We start from the raw sequence: 20518 nt of genomic DNA, 5'->3' as shown, positions 1-20518 counted from the left end.
AATTAGCTTTGTTCATCAAAGCAAAATAGCCTAGTAGTTAGCGTACAGTGCAGATCGCTTGTGAAGCAATGAGCTGACTTTCTCTATGTGACTACTCAAAAGCAGCAACATTATTCTTCATTCACGAGATACTTCACCAGGCTTTGGTACATCGCCCTTATTAACGTGTTGTTCGGCAGAAATTTCACTAGCCCATTGATGATCAGCGGCGCGGGAATCTATACTACTTTGTTTGTTGTTTTCTAAAGGCGTTAATGAGAGCCTAGTTAGTAAAGGAAAGTGGTCAGAACCAATAGAAGGTAAGCACTGAATGGCCCGTAAAGTGAAATGTTTACTATGAAATAAATGGTCTAAAGGCCAACGCATAAAGGGGTAATCCACATGGAATGTGTTGAGCACGCCTCGTCCAACTCGCGGGTCTAATAAGCCGCTAATTTTTCGGAAAAGTCGGGTTGTTGCAGACCATGCAACGTCATTAAGGTCGCCAGCTACGATGACAGGCTGGTCACTTTCGGCCACACTTCTAGCTACAATAACTAGTTCAGCATCCCGTTCTGATGACTCAGGGTTTTCCGTTGGACTTGGAGGAGCGGGGTGAAGAAAATGCGCGCGAATTTTGTCACCCGTGCGTAGTTCTAGCGTTGCATGTATCGATGGAATACCTTCTTCAACTAAATAGCATATTTCTGTTTCTGCTAACGCTAAGCGTGAAAAAACGTGCATGCCATAAAGGTTGTCGAGAGGGCACTTAACACTATAAGGCATTTGCGTTGCCAACACTTGAAGCTTTTCTTCCCACCACTGATCTGACTCTAGCGTAACAAGGACATCAGGTTGATGTTTGTTGACCAACGCTATTAACGCATCAGCATTATGGTTTGATTTAAGTACATTAGAGGTCAGAACACTCAGTTGATTATCTGGACTATCATCAGTTGAAGTAAGGACCTCCTTAGGCCAAAAAAGGGTGTAGGGTAATATCCAGCATAATTGCCAGATTAAACAGATAAGCGTTATGCTTATTAAGCATTGAGTGATCAGCAATTGGCTGTCAAGAAAAAGAAAATGTGCTGCTAAAAGGATAATCGCCAACGTGGCAAACTGTAAGCGAGGAAAATCCATCGCTCTAATTAACCAATGTGAAATTTTTAATAAAGGCAGGAAAGTCACCAAAAAAATAAAAACTGTGGAGATTAAGAGTACGGATAACATTCTTCGACTACCTTTGTATGGTTAATAAAATCGTACGTATTTAGGCTCGAAATGGCCAATTTATCGTGGATAAGAATGCCATAAAAATTTATAAAGTGCAGCGTCAGTTGTTACTGGAGATAAGCTTTTGTGCCCAATTCTTATTTGGTAGCGCCATATGAAATAAAATTAGAAGCTTTAAGTCTAATTAAGGTGTGTCGTATATCTGCCTACAGCTTATTAGCTGAAGGCTGTTCCATCAAGTTTAGCAGCACAAGATCTTACCGTTTAAGTAAGCGATTTCGTTTGTGTTGCTGGTGCTGTAAAAATCAGCATGGTTTTTTATGACAGTTATAAAAAAAGGCGCCTTTAAAAACGCCTTTTAATATTTTTAACTGCCAAAAATTGATACTTATCGGTCTTTTAGCTGGTCTCTTTGCCCATTAGGCGAGGTAGTTCACTAAACACTTCATGGTTAACTAATGCTTGCAAGGCTGGGTCATCGTGAATACTCTCCAAGTAACTTTCTCGCCTATTAAGTGCTTCGATTAGAAAGTGAAGTGCTTCATCAAATTGCCTCATAGCGGTATATGCGCAGGCCAATTGATAAAATGCACGACTATTTTCAGGGTCTATTTTAAGTGCTTGGTGACATAAATTAGCCGCCCATTGAGGTTCGTTCAATTCAAGTACTGCATTGGCTTTATAGGTTATTGCCTCGCAATCATCTCGGCGTATTTTAAGAATTTCGTCATAAATGGTTATTTTGTTGGAAGGGGAGTCATCTTGTTGTGCCTGTAGCCAAAGTGATTGGAGTTCTTGTGTTAATTCGATTTCTTCACGGTTTTCATCAATATGTTGCGTTTTTTGCTGTAATTGCTCTTCAATCATTTCTAATCGAGCCTCATATTCATGAATCAGCTTTGATATTTCCTCATCGGCGAGAGAATGTACGCGTTCTTTGATGTCCCTTATTGAGGTCCAGCCGACCAATACTAAAACGGATGTTGCTGCAGCTATCAAATAAAAGAAGTAGGTAACGGTGTCGGTTGCATAAGCCACGGCACGGTCAACGGAGTTATGCTCACGATCTAAAATTTGTTGTAGTAATTCTTGTTTTGATTTGGCTTGATCGATACGCAATTGTTTAATTTCATCTAATACATAGCGTTCAACAAATGGGGAGTAGAGCGGTTTCTCTAAATTATCAATTTTTTCCGGTATAGGGTCATCGACAGTGGTGGCGGCCGCTAATAATATAGGAAACAAGCAACTTAATAGAATCAGATTTTTTATGATGCGAGACATATGGCCCTTCCGTGATCATGAACTTCTACCAGTGCGGCATGTAAGCTTTTCACTGTATTGTCATGGTCTGCTTCGTTGACAATAAATTGCATATCTACTTGGCGCATTGACTGGTGGACAGCCAAAACACTAATATTTTCGTTGGCCACTGCCTGCACCATTTTTGCTAATATCCCTGGAATTTGCATATCGCTGCCTATAGCAGAAACAATGGCTACTTTTTTATGATTTACATCGGCTTCTGGAAAACGTTCTTTAATTAAGTAAAGAATACGTTTTACGGTTTTTAAGTTTGTTGATAAGAAATGGGTAATAGCATTGGCATTGGTGTCCTTAGAGACGATATGTGCATTAAATCGTTTGATAATAGAGACTAATTCGCTATCGTAATTTGATAGATTTCCGGCCATATCTTGATCAAACACCTCAAGCGCATAGATTCCTTTACAACCAGCAATGATTTCAACGCAAGGCGACTCACTAACATAATCGCCAGTAATTAAGGTGCCCGTATGTACTGGCTCAAACGTATTTTTTATACGAAGTGGAATGTCATTTTGTCGTAAGCCTTTGGCTGCTTTTGGGTGAATGGCCTCCATTCCTAGGTTAGCCAGTTGGTCCGCCACGTCATAATTAGTACGGCCGATAGGAACAGCATTTTCTTCACCAACTAATCGAGGGTCAGCGCTGCTTAAGTGAAACTCCTTATGGATAATGGCTTCGCTAGCCCCAGTTAACACAGCTAAACGGCTGAAGGTCATCTCGCTATAGCCTCTATCAAAAGATGACATGAGGCCAGAATCACTGTGTGCGTAGCCGGTCACAATGGGGAGTTGTTTTTCAAGGTTGATGTGTTGGAAGCTTAAACGAATACGTTCGTCTAAAGAGATATGGTGGTCAGCTCGCCACCCGGTTAAATCAACAAAGCAAGCATCAACACCATCCCGGTTAAGTAGCTCGGCGGTGTTCCAAGCGCTATGTGCTTCGCCAATGCTGGCTAACATTTCTCGAACGGTTGCTAAATGCGCATCTAAGGCAAAATGGCCATGTTGGCATAGGCTTTGTAGGTCAGCTAAGCATTTTTTTGCGTCGTCCATCCGTTCGGCCAAGAAAGTGTTAGCCTTATCTAGCAAGGTCGTTTGGCCAAATAGTTCTAGATTAATAGCTTGTAATTGTTGGTGCAATTCGTTACATTTAGTCAGCCAGCTGTCATCTTCTATGCCGTTGGCAAATAGGCCGTAGATGCCCGGTTGGCCACTTTTTTTATGTTCCAGTAAGGCATCAGTAACACCGCCATATGCTGACACTACAAATATTCGTCGGTAAACGCCGTCTAGGTTTTGATTAAGAATGATGTTATCTCGAACGGACACATAATCGCTCATTGATGTGCCGCCGATCTTTTCTACAGTATGCATTTTATCCTCTATGTATTATGTTTAAAGCGCTGAGTTTCAGTGCAAGATGGGCACAATGGTGAGCTCAGTATAGTTATTAGTCTGGTTAATAGACTTTTAAGGTCACACATAAATAGTTCCCCGTATGCTCAGCTATGTATGGTTTAGTTATTGTTCAGAACGCTACTTTTTTCATGATTAATGGGTTTCTTCATGGTTACGCTCCTTTCCTTCGCAGTATCTAATTTGTAATTTGATGTGTTAGCTGGCCTATTGGCTTTTGATGTTTGCCTGTTTCCATAATGGTTAAAATGAACGAGAAGATGTTAATGGTTTGATGTTAGAACGTGCACAAAGATACTCAGGCCGAGGCGGTTGCTCGCAAAATGGCTTGGCAACTTTGTTGCTTAATGCGTTATATACAAAAAACACATTGGCTCTAGGGTGAGGGGTAATATTACCGTTTGAGCCGTGTAGCGTATTACAGTCAAATACAATAACGCTGCCAGGTTTACTGGTCACTGTGGTAATGCCCTGTTTTTCTACCAACATGCTCAGGTGCTCGTTAGAAGGTACGCCATATTCTTGTTTTTTTAGTGAGGCTAGATGATGTTGCCGAGGCGTCTTACCTTCGCAGGCAATAAACTTCTTGTGCGAACCAGGTATCAGCATCAAGGGTCCGTTATGTGTATGGTTTTCTGTCAGCGTGACCGACATACTCAAGGCGCGCATATTAGGCATACCGTCTTCGACATGCCAAGTTTCAAAATCAGAATGCCAGAAAAACTCTTTACCGATAAAGCCGGGTTTGTAATTAAGGCGTGATTGATGAATATATACTTGGTCGTTCAAAATGTACCTTGCGAGACCTGCTAAACGTTCATCCATCATTAGCTTTTTAAAGACCGTACTGTTTTCATGTAAACTAAATATTGAGCGAACTTCGTGATGCCCCGGCTCTGTATATGCTTTTTCAGATTGTTCGTCGTTGCTAGCTGTAGACCGGAGTCGAGCGGACTCATCTTGAAGGGCTTCGATTTCAGCACTTGAAAAGATATTGTCGAGCACAATAAACCCTTGTTGCTCGAACTGCTCAATTTGTGAAGGGTCGATAGGCGGTGTGCTGTTTTGGGGAGCATAAATTACTGGATCCTGCCGATCCGTTATGCTGCTTAGCCCTTTGCGTGATGGGTAAGTATCTTCAACAGCGTGGCTTTGATCAATAGAGTGCCTACTTGCTGTGTTATTCATCAGTGCTATTGTCCTCAATGCCTTGGTCGTTTAATTCATAAGCACCTTCTGCGTTATGCACTTCCTTACCATTAAGTGGCGGGTTGAATACACAAGCCAAAGTCATTTCTTTTGAAGCACGAAGGATGTGTTTATCATGCTTGTCCAAAACGTAAATAGTGCCGGGTTTGATTGGGTGCTTTTTATTGTCGGCTAAGGTTTCAACTTCGCCCTCGCCGGTAATGCAATACACCGATTCCAAGTGATTTTGATAGTGCATTTGAAAATCAGCGCCTTGGTAAATAGTCGTGATGTGAAAGGAGAACCCCATGTTGTCTTCCTTAAGAAGCAATCGGGTGCTTTCCCAGTTTCCATCGGGGGAAATAATTCTTCGGTTACTTTGATTGGCGTCAGATAAATTACGTACGATCATTAGATTATCCTTTGGTTAAGCTCTTTTTACGATGATTGATAAAAATAAGTGATTCAGTAAGCAGGGCTTTATTGCCCCGCTTTTACTGTGTTTTTATCGTTTAAATGGACGTTTAAACGTCACTAGGCCAGCAGTGAAAGCGGTTAAACCTTAACTGGCTTCGAAATACAGATTCTTTTCTGGAATATCTTGTTTTTCACATACTTCTCGAATAGCTTCTTCAATAATATCAATACCTTTTTTAAGGTTCTCATCAGAGATAACTAACGGGCACAAAAACTTGACGACTTGATCATCTGCACCACTGGTTTCAATGATGAGCCCTTTTTGGAAGGCGTGATGTGTAATTTTCCCAGCAATGTCACCATTAACACAGTTAATGCCTTGAAACATGCCGCGACCTTTGGCGGTAAACTGACCTTCACCATATTGGCTGACGATGTTTTCAAGTCGCTCGGAAACATACTGGCCTTTGCGTTTAATCTCTTGCGAAAATTGATCATTTGTCCAATAGTGGTCAATGGCTGCTTTAGCGGTTACAAAAGCAAGGTTATTGCCTCTGAAAGTACCGTTGTGTTCACCGGGTTTCCAGACATCAAATTCGGCTTTTATCAGCGCTACTGCAAATGGCAAACCATAACCACCAAGCGATTTGGATAAGGTGATAATGTCAGGTTCGATACCGGCTTCTTCAAAACTAAAATAGTCGCCTGTTCGGCCGCAACCGGCTTGTATATCATCAACGATTAACAGGATGTTGTGTTTACGGCAGACAGTCTGAAGGTTTTGCAGCCATTTAATACTGGCAGCGTTAATACCACCTTCACCTTGGACAGTTTCAACAATTACCGCAGCAGGGGAGTTAATGCCACTGCTTGAATCGGACAGCACTTTATCAAGGTATTCTGTTGTATCGATGTTATCACCTAAGTAGCCGTCATATGGCATACGGTGGGTACCGACTAAGCTAACGCCAGCCGCATCTCTATGATGTGAGTTGCCTGTTGCCGCTAGTGAGCCCAAGCTGACACCATGAAATCCATTGGTAAAAGTCACAATATTTTGTTGGCCAGTTACATTACGTGCAATTTTCATTGCTGCTTCAACAGCATTGGTACCGGTAGGGCCGGTAAATTGCACCATGTATTCCATATTTCTTGGTTTTAAAATATGGTCATTAAATGCTTGTAGGAACTCACCTTTAGCTTTGGTATGCAAATCTAAGCCATGGGTAATACCATTGCTTTTAATATATTTAAGCAGCGCGTGTTTGAATATAGAGTTGTTATGACCATAGTTAAGGGTCCCAGCTCCAGCGAGAAAGTCTAAATATTGGCGACCTTCTTCGTCCCACATAAACTCTCCTTTAGCGCGATTAAAAACGCGCGGGAAAGAGCGTGCATAGCTTTGTACTTCAGATTCTATTTCATCAAAAATTTTCATAGTAATTTGTTTGTTTGGTTAAGGTTAAAAGGACCGATTCGGACTAAATTCTCAGAATCATGTTGGCCGTCAAAGTGCGTTTGCTTGTCCATCCATGGGGCATGCTGCAACTGTGTCTCTAGACTTTTTGATAAGGCCTTAAAGAGATGCCAAGAGGGCTTGTTATCTTCGGTGATAGTTGTCTCTATGTAATGCACATCCTGACAAAAAGGGCGGTTTAAGATGTGTAGCAACATCTGTGAAGCAAGCCCCCGCCCACGGGCCTGTTCATTAACAGCAACCTGCCAGATAAACAAAGTGTTTGGGCTTTTAGGCAGTAGGTAGCCTGAAATGAAACCGACTATTTCATCGTTCATTTCTGCTGCGACAGAGGTGCTTGCGAAATGCTCACATTGAAGCAGATTACAGTAGCTAGAGTTGGTATCGAGGGGAGGGCAATTTTCGATCAATCGATAAACGGCCATGCCGTCTTCAAGGGTCGGTTCCCTCAAATAAATAGGTTTGGAATATGACAAATTTTTTTATTACGCTATATATTTAGTTAGTGTGCTAATTAATAAAATTTAAAAATAAAGGCAAATTTAGTTTTTTTTGGCTATAAATCCTTGTAAATTTAATATTTTATTTAATTAATCATTAGTACACTAAACATTGTAGCATGAGATCGTAGTTGATTTCCACCTGACCGCCTATGCATCAAATTAAGAATGGGCTAGGAGCTTGATAATTAAGTAGAATATTTTGACGCTAAGGTTTTAGAGAATGGAGATCCTGATCAGAAGGGCTTAAATTATTCATTCAAATTAACTGCTAATGGGCGAGCTGAAAACATGGGTGTTAACCAGTTGAAGGGAAAAACAATACGCAGGTCAGTATGTAGATGGTTTGGGTTAGGCGTTTATCTAGTGGTTTGGTTTTTTTACCATTAAAAATTATCGAAGATATAATGGACTTGAGTATTAATTAATCGAGAGGAGCCCAGTTGAATAACAGTCAAGAAGTATTGATGGCATTAAGGCGTGTAATTAGGGCAACTGACCTGCACTCTAAACACTTAGCGAAAACGACCGGCTTAACGGCACCTCAAATTTTGTTGCTGCAAACTATTCGAGATAAAGGCGAAGTGACCATTGGCGAACTTGCGAGTGAAATAAGTCTTAGTCAAGCAACGGTGACGACGATTTTAGATCGACTGGAAAAGCGTCAGCTGGTGTATCGTGAACGCTCTAAAGCAGATAAGCGAAAAGCGCATGCCTACCTTACAGAGCAAGCTATTGAGATTTTAAAAGACTCCCCAATTCCCCTGCAAGAACAGTTTGCGCGCCAGTTTGATCATTTGCATGAATGGGAGCAAACGATGATTATCTCTTCTTTGCAGCGTGTTGCTCAGATGATGGATGCACAAGATATTGACGCTTCCCCTGTATTGGATCTTGGTGTTTTAGACCGTCAGGGAACAGCGATAACCCCATCTGACGTATAAGCAATAATGAGGCTGCGGTTCCTGAGCTTTATTATTGAGTATTCTGCTGGGATAAATGATTGACGGCTTTGTTTTATTTTTCATTAAACGTTAATGTTTTTTTATGGAGCTGCTTTAATTAATTTAAGAAATTAACTTTCTTTAGTGATTTTTGCTTGACCTTTAGTTCAGTCCGAATACAATAGCCACCTCAAAGCGCCTGTAGCTCAGCTGGATAGAGTACTCGGCTACGAACCGAGCGGTCGGGCGTTCGAATCGCTCCAGGCGCGCCATACATGAAACCCTCCTTTTGGAGGGTTTTTTTGTGCCTGCCGATTAAGTATGGGCGCTTTAATGCCTTCATTTTTTAAGGCAATATTTGTAAATAGGGCCTAACAGGTTGATATATAAAAATATTTTTACAGTTAATTCATTTTGTTTGGAATACAATATATAGTTAATATTAAAATTATTTACACACTATCTTGTGTTTCTATGGGCTTTCTTATAATCTATCTCTACAGGGAATAGGGAGCGCATCCCGAAAACATTACATTAAGATAGATAGGGGAAATATGAGCACAGTCAACTTGAAAGTTATTAAAGAAAATCACGCTGAGATTGAGTTCCAATCGGCCTCGTTAGATATCTGGGATAAAAAATACTGTTTAAAAAAACAGGATGGCTCGCCCGTCGATAACAATATTGAAGAAACCTATGATCGTGTTGCAGCAGCAATTGCTGAGGTGGAAGAAAACGCAGATAAGAAAGAATATTGGCATGATCAATTTGTCTGGGCTCTAAAACATGGTGCGATTCCAGCAGGGCGTATTATTTCCAATGCAGGTGCTAGTGATTATAAACCAGCGACATCGACTATTAATTGTACTGTATCAGGCTCTATTTCTGATTCTATGGACGATATCTTAAGGAAAACACACGAAGCTGGTTTAACCCTTAAAGCGGGTTGTGGTATTGGTTACGAATTTTCTACGCTACGCCCTAAAGGTGCCTATGTATCCGGTGCAGGTGCTAATACCTCGGGTCCATTATCGTTCATGGATATTTTTGACAAAATGTGTTTTACCGTATCATCAGCGGGGGGGCGACGTGGTGCACAAATGGCAACCTTTGATGTTGCTCATCCGGATGTGCGCGACTTTGTTCGTGTAAAGCGTGAAGATGGCCGCTTGCGTCAGTTTAATTTATCGTTGTTGATTACAGACGACTTTGTACAAGCAGTTAAAGACGATGCCGATTGGCCATTAGTGTTTCCTTTGTCAGAAAAAGAATTGGCGTCAGGCGAGATTGATTTAAATGATAAAGACAAGGTGCTATGGCGTGAATGGCCTATTACCAAAGGCTACCTAGTAAATGATGTAGGCTTAGTTGCCTGTCGAATTTATAATCGAGTGAAAGCTCAACGCCTATGGGAAACTATTATGGCGTCTACTTATGATTATGCTGAACCTGGGTTTATTCTTATCGATAAAGTGAACGAGATGAATAACAATTGGTTTTGCGAAAATATTCGCGCAACTAACCCATGTGGTGAACAACCATTACCGGCCTATGGATCTTGCTTGTTAGGCTCCATTAATTTAACTAAGTTTGTATTAAACCCTTTCACCTCAAAAGCGTCTTTCGACTGGGAAAAGTTTCGTAAAACTGTCGGTATTTTCACCCGAATGCTGGATAACGTAGTAGAGATTAATGGCTTGCCTTTGGAAGGCCAACGTGAAGCAATTGAGCACAAGCGTCGCCATGGTATGGGCTTTTTAGGCTTAGGTTCAACCTTAACAATGATGGGTATTCCTTATGGTGAAGATGCATCGGTTGAATTTACTGAAGAAGTCAGTAAGCAACTAGCGGTTACCGGTTGGGAAGCCGGTTTAGAACTGGCTAAAGAAAAAGGGCCTGCACCCATCATGGATGAGGACTTTGAAGTAACTGGAGATATGCTGCGTAAACGCCCAGAAATGTTGGACGATGGTTATCAGGTTGGCGATACAGTAAAAGGCCGTGTTTTACATGCAAAGTACAGTCGTTATATGCAACAAATAGCCTCTGTTGCGCCTGAGCTCGTGGAGCAACTTGCTGAAACGGGTGCGCGCTTTACTCACCATAGCTCTATTGCGCCAACAGGAACTATTTCTCTATCATTGGCCAATAATGCCAGTAATGGCATTGAACCAAGCTTTGCTCATCACTATGCACGTAATGTTATTCGTGAGGGGCGTAATGCGAAAGAAAAAGTTGATGTATTCTCATTTGAATTATTGGCGTACCGCACATTAATTAATGAAAAAGCCATGCCGTATTCAGAGCAGGCAGATGAAAAACTACCTAGCTATTTTGTAACGGCAGAAACCATTACTCCAAAACAGCATGTGGATATACAAGCTGCAGCACAAAAATGGATTGATTCATCTATTTCAAAAACCGCTAATGTGCCGACAGAATTTCCTTTTGAAGACTTTAAAGATATCTATCTTTATGCTCACGAAAAGGGGTTAAAGGGCTGTACAACGTTCCGCTTTAATCCAGATGTATTTCAAGGTGTACTGGTAAAAGACTCAGACCTAGAAAACACAACATATCGTTTTAAGCTTCAAGACGGCTCGACGTTAGAGGTAAAAGGTAACGAGATGGTTGAATATGAAGGTGAATCACATACCGCAGCGAACTTATACGATGCCTTAAAAGAAGGTTATTACGGCAAGTTTTAAGGTTGACGGCAGCGAACAGGAGAAAAAAATGACACACAAAATTACACAAGCCATCACCGGTTACGACGTTGTAAAAGACGATGAACCAAAGGTTGAAGAAGTCGCTCTTCAGAGTGAAGAGAAAAGCAATATCATCCAAATGCACGAAAGCCTAAAAAGGCCAGAAATGTTATTGGGTTCAACCTATAAAATTAAAACGCCGTTATCAGAGCATTCGCTATATATAACGATTAATGATTTGATATTAAACCCAGATACAGATCATGAGCAACGGCGTCCATTTGAGGTGTTCATCAACTCTAAAAACATGGATCACTTCCAGTGGATTGTTGCGCTAACAAGAATTATGTCTGCCGTGTTTAGAAAAGGTGGCGACATCACCTTCCTAGTAGAAGAACTACGTTCCGTATTTGACCCCAGTGGAGGCTACTTTAAAAAAGGCGGTAAGTTTATGCCGTCGCTCGTTGCTGAAATTGGAGACGTAGTCGAATCACATTTAAAAATGATTGGGATGATCAAAACTGAAGAAATCAGCGAGCACCAACAAAAAATCATGGATGAGAAACGGGCTCAGTTTGAAGCAGAAAAACAGGTTAAATCCCCCGAGCATGAAACCACTAGCGAATTTCCAGCAGGCTCACAATTATGTACAAAGTGTAATGTGACCGCCTCCATCCAAATGGATGGCTGTATGACATGTTTGAATTGTGGCGATAGTAAATGTGGCTAGGCTGAAATTAAGCTGATTAACACCTTGGTTATTATTAAACGCTTGGATAGTGGTTGGAAAAAACTGACCTATTCTCTGATGGATTGCTGAAATAGGACATAACGTAAATTACAGCCCTGTTTTGTCTTGATTATCGTATTACAAGGAGTTTTAGCCCTTATAAGTAAAGAAATTACAGGGAAATTTTAGTTCCCTTAATAACTAGTTAAATCGAAGGAAAGCAATGAGTGCAGAGCAAGAAGAAGCACAGGGCGTGACAGCCTCAGAGCGTTATCTCGCTTGGCTAGGTAAAAATACCTTCCTAAGTCCCTGGTGTTATCCGAATCTGTACACAGACGAAGGGAAGAAAGCCGACAGTGGCGATGGTAAAGAACTTTGTGACCTTCTTGTTGTTTTCAAAGAACACGTGATCATTTTCTCTGACAAAGATATTGCCTTTAAAGATACCGGTAACTTGGAAGTAGACTGGGGGCGCTGGGTAAGAAGGGCAGTATTAAAATCCGCTCCACAAGTGTTTGGTGCCGAAAAGTTTATTTGCGAGCACCCTGATCGAATCTTTTTAGATCGTAAATGTACTCAACCCTTTCCGATTGCATTGCCTTCCGACGACCAAATAAGAATTCATCGAATATTGGTCTCAAGAAACGCAGTAGAAAGATTTAGAAAACATGCTTCGGGATCAGGGTCATTGATGCTCAACCCGGCAATAGTTGGTAAGGAAATGGAGAGAACTCCTTTCCAAGTGGGGTCGGTAAATCCTGAGAAAGGCTTCGTTCATGTGCTAGACGATTTAGCACTAGATACTTTGATGCGAGAGCTTGATACAGTTTACGATTTTACTAGTTATCTATCTGATAAGGAGACATTAGTTTCGTCGGGCCGTTTAGGTATTTCGGCAGGTGAAGAGGATCTTCTAGGGTTTTATTTATCGCAATCGAACAAGGATCGTGACCCCGGTTTCTATGTTAACGACGAGGACCTCATTGTTGTGAATGAGGGCGTCTATGACGAGATAAAGGATTTACCTCAATATAAGAAAGGCAAAGAGCTTGACGCCTCTTCTTACTTTATTGACGGATTCATTGAGTATTTCGGTAAGCATGCGAAAAACAATACGTGGCACTTCAGTAACGCTGAAGACTTCGACTCGGTTACCCTTGGCATTAGGGAGTTTGCTTCCGAGTCGAGAGTTGGACGTCGAATTTTAGCAGATTCGATACACGAAAAAATTAGGTCTTTAAATCCAAACGAGAGGGGCGTCCGTCTCCTGCTATCCCCAACCAATCCTGAGACCATGTATGTCTGGCTAGTACTACCTGTTTCCGGACATTTCGAGTCCTACCAGGAATATCGAGAATTTCGAGCTGGACTTTTAATCGCATACTGTCAGTCCGCAAAGCTGCTAAAGCCTGAACGGAGAGTCGTGGCTGGAGTCGCCACCGATCCCCCCGGTTCAAATGGCGGTAGTGAAGATATGATATACATTGATACAGATACTTGGTCTGAAGGTGACTACGCGGAAGCGCGAGACGTGCGTGAAAAACTTGGGCTGTTTAAAGAAAGTAATGTAATAGAGAAAAGCGAGAGGCACTACCAATATCCGGTAAAAAGAAAAATCACTGATGACGGCGCAAAGCGACAAAAAGAAAAAGAACGAAAAAAGAAAAGAAACAGTCAAAAGGGCGCAAGGCGAAAGAACCGGCGCCGAAAATGATTTAACCAGCGCATCAACGGGACCGGTTTTCCGCTGCGCTCCAAACCGGCCCGTTATGCAGGGCGTTATATGCCCGAATGAGGAATACGGAAAAATGTCAGAAAAATATATGCTTAGAGCGTTGGAAGTATCTAGGAAAGCATTACCTGATTGTGTTCCAAACCCGCCGGTTGGCTGCGTCTTAGTCAAAGATAACCTCGTCGTATCTGAAGGTTTTACACAAGTCATTGGTGGAAACCACGCTGAAGTCGAAGCACTAAGTGCGTACAAAGGTTCAATGGATGGTGTTACAGCTTATGTGACCTTAGAGCCTTGCTCTTTTGTTGGTCGAACTCCTGCTTGTGCAGATACGTTGGTGAAGTCGGGTATAAAGCATGTTGTTGTCGCATTAGTTGACCCAGACGAGCGTAATAGTGGTAAAGGTATTTCAATTCTCAAACAAAATGGTATTGAAGTAGGCGTTGGCCTTTGTGAAGAGCAAGTTGCCCGTTTTCTAAAGCCATATTTAGGTAAGTCGAAATCAATGGGGTCAGACTCGATTGATTTTAAAAGGGGGCTAGTTTAAGTCCAGACGTTGTGATTAAAAGGGCTTTATCATGGCGTAATTACTTCGTTGTGTTGTAATGGATAAACCCCAGCACGTTTTCGTTCGTGGTAACAACTCTAAGCTCTTGGTTTCTTAGTCGCGCCTTATGATCTAACCCACATCACTAGGGTACGGGGTATAAGCTTCAACGGCCCAAAGATAACGTATTACTAATAAGTAAACTCAATATTACTTCGTGATGAAATATGAAGCGGTTCCGCTCATTAGGACAGTAAAAGCCGTTAGTTAAGGAGTTATTTTCTGTATTATTATTTAAATAGAGGACACAGAAGATGAGCAGAAAAAGACGTAACCATTCACCAGAATTTAAATCAAAAGTAGCATTAGCCGCATTAAAAGGCGACCAAACACTGTCTGAATTATCCCAGCGGTACGGGATTAATAGCAACTTAATTGTTAAGTGGAAGAAACTACTATTAACACAAAGCAGTGAAGTCTTTGCTTCAGGTAAAGGTTTAGCGCCAGATAGAGAAGCTGAAATACAAAGTCTACAGGCTAAGATAGGCCAGTTGACAATGGAGAATGATTTTTTGTCCAAAGCGCTCGATCATTAGACCGGGCGCACAGAAAGGTCATGATTAATCCAAACTCCGTGTTGTCACGTACCCGGCAATGCCAACTACTCAATATTCATCGATCAAGTACGTATTACCGTGCAAAGCCCATCTCAGACGATGATCAGGCGACGATGAGGAAAATTGATAAGCTTCATCTGGATAAACCATTTTTAGGCTCACGAAGGCTTACCGACACCCTAAAAGAAGGTGGTGATCGTATTGGGCGTAACCGTGTTATTCGTTTGATGCAGTTAATGGGTATTCAAGCAGTTTATCCAAAACCACGAACCACTAAACGTAACCCTGACCATAAAGTCTACCCATACTTGCTCAGAAACATGAGTATTAACCAACCTAATCAAGTTTGGGCAACGGACATCACCTACATTCCGATGGATAAAGGGTTTAGCTACCTCACAGTGATCATGGACTGGCACAGCCGAAAGGTATTAAGCTGGCGACTATCAAACAGTATGGACGTGAGTTTTTGTATAGATGCCCTTGAAGAAGCCATTCACCACTATGGTTGCCCTGATATCTTTAATTCAGATCAAGGCAGCCAGTACACCAGTGGTGAATTTACACAGGTGTTAAAACACCACCAAATTAGAATCAGTATGGATGGTAAAGGCGCTTGGCGCGATAATGTGTTTGTTGAACGTTTATGGCGTAGCGTGAAATATGAAGATGTGTATCTCAATGCATATGAGTCGATGACGCATGCCAGATCATCATTAGGAAAATGGGTAAATTACTACAATCAACAACGCAAACACCAAACTTTAAAGGCAACACCCGATCAGGTATATTATGAAACCATCATGCCGTTAATCGCGGCATGATTAACTGGGAAAATAACTCCTAAGCAGGTTGTCCTAATTAGTGGAACCACTTCTTCATTCGACCAAATTCGTCAGCATGGTAAAAATGACATTGCGGTTGTAATCTGTTTATTACAAATGTTGAATAAGTTAATTCTACAATCTCAAACCAAAGAGCATATGGAGGCGTTGAAGGTTCAAGCTGAAGCCATCTCCTCAGTTAATACCGATGATGTCATTGCTCTAAAAGATAAGGAAGATATTAAAGAGTTATACGATGTGATTAATGTGTCGTTGAATACAAAAGAATCTACACTGCTAACTTAACCTTATTACACTATATTTCCTGCCCTTTATGCGTTTGGAAACCAGCTGGTGTCAATTTCAAAAAAACGATCGATAAAATTCAGGTCCTTCTTGAGCTTGTCCGGATCTAAGATAGTTATTCTTTTTCGATGGTTAAGGATTTTATTTTCTTGTTTTAATTGCGCAAATGCATTGCTGACACTGACATTTGTTAAGCCTAATGCGTCTGCAATAACATCTTGAGTTAACGGCATATTGAAGGTTGTAAATACCGTGTTATTGGTATGGATTTTTTGTCTTGAGTATAGCTCAAGCATGTAGTTTGCCACGCGGTTGACGGCGTTGTTCCTGGCTATCATGGTTATTCTGTCTAGTAAAATAGCTTCTTCTAACATGCCTAAGCTAAAAATGAGTGCCGTTAACCTTGGGGACTGGATAAAGACCTTATCAAGGTGCTTTTTTTGAAAAGGGCACAAGGTAACGTCTGTGGCAGTTGCAAGGTCACCGAATGTTTCGCACATGGCAATATCAGTAAGCCCGATAATATCACCAGGGTAATGAACACGTAATACCTGTCGTCTGCCGTCCTGTAAGTCAGCATAACGATAGAGCCAGCCACGCTTTAATATAAACAAATTGTTTTTTTGTTGTTGTAAATTAAGCGTTCTACGTGCTTTGTAATTAACCTCTTGTTTTTCAAGTTCTAAAACTAGCTTTTCATCATCTTCACTGATGTCTAGGTAGTAACGTAGTCGTGAAACTAAACAACTCATGATGGCCTGCTTGTTTTTGAGTGAGGTGTTGTTTAACGTTTAATGATATCAATGATGTTAAGAACCAATGACATAAACGATAAGCCTTGATCATATTACACCTTTCATCAGTATGCCGGTTAAAGTCTTTTAAGAAGGTGTGGGAAAGGATAATGGAACAAGTGCGTTAGCTGACAATAATGACGCGCTTTATGAAGCGATGGCTTATAACGCAAAAAAGAGGTTTATTACTGCGGCGCTAGAATAAGCTGAGCGACTTAAAAGTGGAAATAATAAGTACTTAGTGTGTCTAGATCGTTAGGCTTACCGTAGCAAGCCTAACGATTAGACCAATACTAAAGAGTATTTGGAAATAAAAACAATTAAAACTGTGGGGTTAATACACTATCTATTGATAGAGTAAATCAGTTTTAATTAACTTTCTCTTGTAGTTTCTCTCCAGCATTTTCGATGCTTTCAGCAGCATCTTCTGTCATGTTGTCGATTTTTTCACCAGCATTTTCAGCAGGGCCGTCTGGCTCACAACCTGACACCGTGATAGCAAATGCAAGTGTGATAATAATGGTAAACATATGTAGTAATTTCATCGTACTCCCTATATTTTTTATTTCATAATGGTAGTGCACTAAAGATACTAACAAAAATTAGGATTTTTGTGACACCTAAGTTTTATTCATTAGCCTTTAGGCTCACGAATTGTATGATTAGCCAAGGTATTTATATCTTTGGTTTACGCCCGGTAATCATAAAAATAATGGCTAAAACAATGCCAACGACGAATAATATCCAAGCTATATTGCTGGCAGTGCCTGCAATACCGCTAAGTCCTAGTACGCCCGCTACTATAGCTATAATCAAGAATATGACAGCCCAATTAAACATATTAGCTTCCTTTTTTAAGTAAACTTTAATGAGTAGCTTTAAGGATCAGTTGCTAGAAACCTTAACCCTTTAGATTAGTTAGTTGTATTTCTTAAACCAGGCCTGAACTTGTCTATCTGCTTCATCTTTTTCAATACCATAACGTTCTTGCAATTTTCCAGATAGTATTTCAGTATTGCCTTCAATAATATCTACGTCTTTATCAGTTAATTCACCCCATTGCTGTTGCGCCTTACCTTTGAGTTGCTTCCATTTGCCTTTTAAAATATCGGTATTCATTTGTTACTCCATTAATAGTTAAACTAACACACAAAATATTGTGCTTTTCGACTTACGGTTTAAACCATAACAAGGCTTGAAATGAAAAACTTTAAAGCAGATTAAAGTTTTCTATCTTTGGCTAAGAAGCTTGTCGGTATGCAGATAGTGAGCTTGGGTGCTCTTTAAAAACAATGACATGTGTTTATTTTTCAGGTAAATAGGGTGTCAGGCTATTTTTAGGTTGGCATTCATCATACCTACCATCGCCCATAACGATTTATGTCATATATTCCTGATTCTAATGGCCGCTTAGTATTAAGTGATGTGGTGAAATCATGCAAAACGTTCCAGAAATTTGGATTCATGCGTCGAATACCCCATTTATTAATCACGGCATCAAATGCCTCAGGGGTGTCTGCTTGAGATAAGGCAAAAACAAAATCATTTAGCTCTTTGATGCTAATAACAAACATTAGGTTAGGGTAGCTGCCAATTAATTCAGGGAAAATAGCTAAGGTATCTTGCTGATCTTGGTGCCTTAAAGATTCACCTAAAATAAAGGAGACACTACTGTGACGACGGTTTTTTAACATGCTGTAAGACAAAAACTGACCGTCTAGCTGTTCAATTTTAATAAAGCTGATTTCTGGTAACCAGTTGATTGCCTTTAATTGCGAAGCAGGGGTGCTGGCAAGCTTAGAGAGTAACTGGTTTATTTGAGTACCTTGATGTTCGAACGTTTCTTTTTTAAGGCTGGCTGCTTCATGACATTCAGCATCACAGCGGTTAATACTATCTTTTGCTTTGCTTAATGCTGGGTAGTCATTTAGTTGTGACGTAAGTAATTCTGAGTAAGGCTCTTTTGTCTCGTAGTTAATGGCTACCGGCGAATCTATATCTATATCATGATAGGTAAACTCGGTTTTAATATTGGCGAAGGTTGGGTACCATTTTTTATACAGTGGTTCTCGGTAATCAGCAGGCATTAAGCGCAAGAAATTAACTTCTGAACTATTACGAATTAAATCAAAATAGAGCCGAGTTTGTGTTTGATGAGAAGCGCTACCAAACACATTAAAACTGACTACTAATTCATAATAGGTTCTTTCGAGTAAGGGGTAATCCATTAGCCACGTGGTTAATGGTAATTCTCCCTTCCATCCCTTTGTAACAGAAGCGTTATCGTGGTGGCGAAACACGGTAAGGAAAGCATTGTCATTGACCTGTTCCCCATTCCATATATGTTCCTTGGTTGCACCTTGTGGAAATGTTTTTTGATAGGTGAGTTGACGCTGACCTATATATTGGTTTCGTTTGGTCTCATATTTCATCCATTGGCTACCAAAATCCAGTAAGGATGTTTTTTCACCTGGCAGCCCTAAGTAAGGATTCATTGCATGTTGGTAATCAGGGTTATTGGTGTAGACCTCATGTTTTGGGTTTTCAAACATAACCCAAAATTGGTCACGGATAACATTGGTTGCTATTTGCCCTCGGCAGACTGGGCCGCGAATAAAGTTGCGTATAAAAAATTCGGCGTTATCTAGTAGAAAACGGTAACGGGCTTTTGCTGGAATAGCCTGATAAGTGATAAAAGGGTTTGACCTTTCTAAATAAGAATAGCCGGGAAGTTTGTCGACAGACCACCCAGGAGTCATGAATAATTGTTTAAAGTGTTTTAAGCGTTGTTGATCAAACCTATATGGAATATGGGTTTTATGCACAATGGTTTCTTCAATAGCTTTTAAACGATAATAAAAAGCCTGATTTACATCGTCAAACGGCCTTGCTGTATTAACAGGCATAATTTTTTGACCGCTGGGAGTATAAGATCTCACCAGTGAATAAAACTGTATGCCTGCGTTGGGTGAGTTACCGGCAGATTGGTTGACTTGATCGAAATATAAATGGCCTAAGAAAAGGTGTTCATATAAATAGCGTGCTACCAATGCTGTACGTTTATCGTTACTGTTTAACCAAGTTTCCCACTGGACAATCATTGCCTGATGTTCTGGTGAAATATCGATGTTCTTTGTGACGATTTTAGCGCCCTCACTAAGCCAAGTGCTTAAGGTCTGTGCCTCGCTTTCATTTAGACCGGCAACAGCTAGCGGCATTCCTCCATGTGGGTTGTTTTTTGCGTAGTCAGAAAACTCACCGGGAGCAGGGCAGGTATTCTCTCGTTTTAAGCCAAGTTGAATATTTTTTGGGATCGGCTGATTAGGTGTTAGCGGGTTTTGTAAGGCTAAATCAATCATGTTTTTAAACAAGGACTGATTATTATTCTCTCCCCCGTGTTGTAGACGTTTTTCTAACACAGAAAAAAAGCCTTTTTCTCGCCATTCTTTTGCACTTTGAGCATCGATTGATAATCGAGTAGGGCTAGCATCATTTAAACGGGTAGCATCGTACACCGATTGCTTTGTTGCTCCACGCTCAAGGCCATCAGGTGACTGCATTTTTAGTTGACAAGGAGCGTCATAACAAGCATGACAAGCAATACATTTCTTTTCAAGAATAGGTTTAATGTCGCTGTGGTAATCGAAGGTTTGATGTTTGCCGATAACCCTTGGGGCCGTTCTATTGTCTTTTTCACAGGCTGCAAGAACTAAAACGAGTGAAAAGAAAACCATAAAGTTCAGGTTTTTGTTACGAATGGTGTTTGTATGCATGA

General features: G+C 40.8%; 19 protein-coding genes and 1 tRNA gene. 8 read left to right on the top strand and 12 right to left on the bottom strand.

Features of this window, described 5'->3' with window-relative positions:
- Positions 1-117: 117 nt before the first annotated feature.
- The 7 genes from CYCME_RS08315 to ectA form a co-directional block, all read right to left on the bottom strand.
- Positions 118-1212, bottom strand: a complete 1095-nt coding sequence (locus CYCME_RS08315; RefSeq protein WP_020932752.1) for an endonuclease/exonuclease/phosphatase family protein — start codon at positions 1210-1212, stop codon at positions 118-120.
- 402 nt (positions 1213-1614) lie between these two features.
- Positions 1615-2499: a TPR end-of-group domain-containing protein gene (locus CYCME_RS08310; protein WP_020932751.1), complete on the bottom strand. Its 885-nt coding sequence runs from the start codon at positions 2497-2499 to the stop codon at positions 1615-1617.
- The gene (locus CYCME_RS08305; RefSeq protein WP_020932750.1) at positions 2484-3917 is read right to left on the bottom strand and encodes an aspartate kinase; all 1434 of its coding nucleotides are present in this window, start codon (positions 3915-3917) and stop codon (positions 2484-2486) included. The genes CYCME_RS08310 and CYCME_RS08305 overlap by 16 nt, the downstream gene beginning before the upstream one ends.
- A gap of 285 nt (positions 3918-4202) precedes the next feature.
- On the bottom strand, positions 4203-5147 hold the full coding sequence (gene thpD, locus CYCME_RS08300; protein ID WP_020932749.1) for an ectoine hydroxylase: 945 nt from the start codon (positions 5145-5147) through the stop codon (positions 4203-4205).
- The gene (locus CYCME_RS08295) at positions 5140-5559 is read right to left on the bottom strand and encodes an ectoine synthase (protein WP_015005701.1); all 420 of its coding nucleotides are present in this window, start codon (positions 5557-5559) and stop codon (positions 5140-5142) included. The genes thpD and CYCME_RS08295 overlap by 8 nt, the downstream gene beginning before the upstream one ends.
- 150 nt (positions 5560-5709) lie before the next feature.
- Entirely contained in the window at positions 5710-7002 is a 1293-nt protein-coding gene (gene ectB / locus CYCME_RS08290) for a diaminobutyrate--2-oxoglutarate transaminase (RefSeq protein WP_020932748.1), read from the bottom strand.
- A complete protein-coding gene (gene ectA, locus CYCME_RS08285) occupies positions 6999-7517 on the bottom strand; it encodes a diaminobutyrate acetyltransferase (RefSeq protein WP_020932747.1) in 519 nt (172 codons plus the stop codon). Before ectA ends, ectB begins: the two co-directional genes overlap by 4 nt.
- Positions 7518-7984: 467 nt before the next feature.
- Between ectA and CYCME_RS08280 the strand changes: the two genes are divergently transcribed.
- From CYCME_RS08280 to CYCME_RS08240, 8 genes are all read left to right on the top strand, one after another.
- A complete protein-coding gene (locus tag CYCME_RS08280) occupies positions 7985-8485 on the top strand; it encodes a MarR family winged helix-turn-helix transcriptional regulator (protein ID WP_015005704.1) in 501 nt (166 codons plus the stop codon).
- A gap of 195 nt (positions 8486-8680) precedes the next feature.
- Positions 8681-8757: transfer RNA gene (locus tag CYCME_RS08275), tRNA-Arg, on the top strand.
- A gap of 282 nt (positions 8758-9039) precedes the next feature.
- Positions 9040-11193, top strand: coding sequence for an adenosylcobalamin-dependent ribonucleoside-diphosphate reductase (locus CYCME_RS08270; RefSeq protein ID WP_020932746.1), 2154 nt, complete (start codon positions 9040-9042; stop codon positions 11191-11193).
- A gap of 28 nt (positions 11194-11221) precedes the next feature.
- Positions 11222-11923 carry a ribonucleotide reductase subunit alpha gene (locus CYCME_RS08265; RefSeq protein WP_015005706.1) on the top strand — a complete coding sequence of 234 codons (702 nt, stop codon included), beginning with the start codon at positions 11222-11224 and terminating at the stop codon, positions 11921-11923.
- 223 nt (positions 11924-12146) lie between these two features.
- Positions 12147-13637, top strand: a complete 1491-nt coding sequence (locus CYCME_RS08260) for a hypothetical protein (RefSeq protein ID WP_020932745.1) — start codon at positions 12147-12149, stop codon at positions 13635-13637.
- Between the two features lie 94 nt (positions 13638-13731).
- Positions 13732-14202, top strand: coding sequence for a bifunctional diaminohydroxyphosphoribosylaminopyrimidine deaminase/5-amino-6-(5-phosphoribosylamino)uracil reductase RibD (locus CYCME_RS08255; protein ID WP_020932744.1), 471 nt, complete (start codon positions 13732-13734; stop codon positions 14200-14202).
- Between the two features lie 314 nt (positions 14203-14516).
- Positions 14517-15643, top strand: a protein-coding gene (locus CYCME_RS08245) for an IS3 family transposase (protein ID WP_420480295.1) whose coding sequence is annotated in 2 segments (ribosomal slippage) — positions 14517-14784 and positions 14784-15643 — 1128 coding nt in all. Because the reading frame shifts where the segments join, the coding sequence is not laid out codon by codon here.
- 117 nt (positions 15644-15760) lie between these two features.
- Complete coding sequence (locus CYCME_RS08240; protein ID WP_020932743.1) at positions 15761-15949, top strand: hypothetical protein; 189 nt, start codon at positions 15761-15763, stop codon at positions 15947-15949.
- Positions 15950-15975: 26 nt separating this feature from the next.
- Here CYCME_RS08240 and CYCME_RS08235 read toward each other — a convergent pair whose 3' ends face one another.
- The 5 genes from CYCME_RS08235 to CYCME_RS08220 form a co-directional block, all read right to left on the bottom strand.
- Positions 15976-16701, bottom strand: coding sequence for a Crp/Fnr family transcriptional regulator (locus CYCME_RS08235; RefSeq protein WP_020932742.1), 726 nt, complete (start codon positions 16699-16701; stop codon positions 15976-15978).
- 410 nt (positions 16702-17111) lie between these two features.
- Positions 17112-17288, bottom strand: a complete 177-nt coding sequence (locus CYCME_RS13100) for a hypothetical protein (RefSeq protein ID WP_015005723.1) — start codon at positions 17286-17288, stop codon at positions 17112-17114.
- A gap of 130 nt (positions 17289-17418) precedes the next feature.
- On the bottom strand, positions 17419-17583 hold the full coding sequence (locus CYCME_RS12960; protein WP_016389497.1) for a DUF1328 domain-containing protein: 165 nt from the start codon (positions 17581-17583) through the stop codon (positions 17419-17421).
- 78 nt (positions 17584-17661) lie between these two features.
- Positions 17662-17862 (bottom strand): CsbD family protein, encoded by a 201-nt coding sequence (locus CYCME_RS08225; RefSeq protein WP_015005725.1) that lies wholly within the window; start codon positions 17860-17862, stop codon positions 17662-17664.
- A gap of 239 nt (positions 17863-18101) precedes the next feature.
- Positions 18102-20516 carry a fatty acid cis/trans isomerase gene (locus CYCME_RS08220; protein ID WP_020932741.1) on the bottom strand — a complete coding sequence of 805 codons (2415 nt, stop codon included), beginning with the start codon at positions 20514-20516 and terminating at the stop codon, positions 18102-18104.
- Between the last annotated feature and the right edge of the window lie 2 nt (positions 20517-20518).

This window comes from Cycloclasticus zancles 78-ME (genome assembly GCF_000442595.1).
Classification (GTDB): Bacteria; Pseudomonadota; Gammaproteobacteria; order Methylococcales; family Cycloclasticaceae; genus Cycloclasticus; species Cycloclasticus pugetii.
Note: the sequence above shows the minus strand (reverse complement) of the source record. Positions and strands in the feature narration are given on the sequence as shown.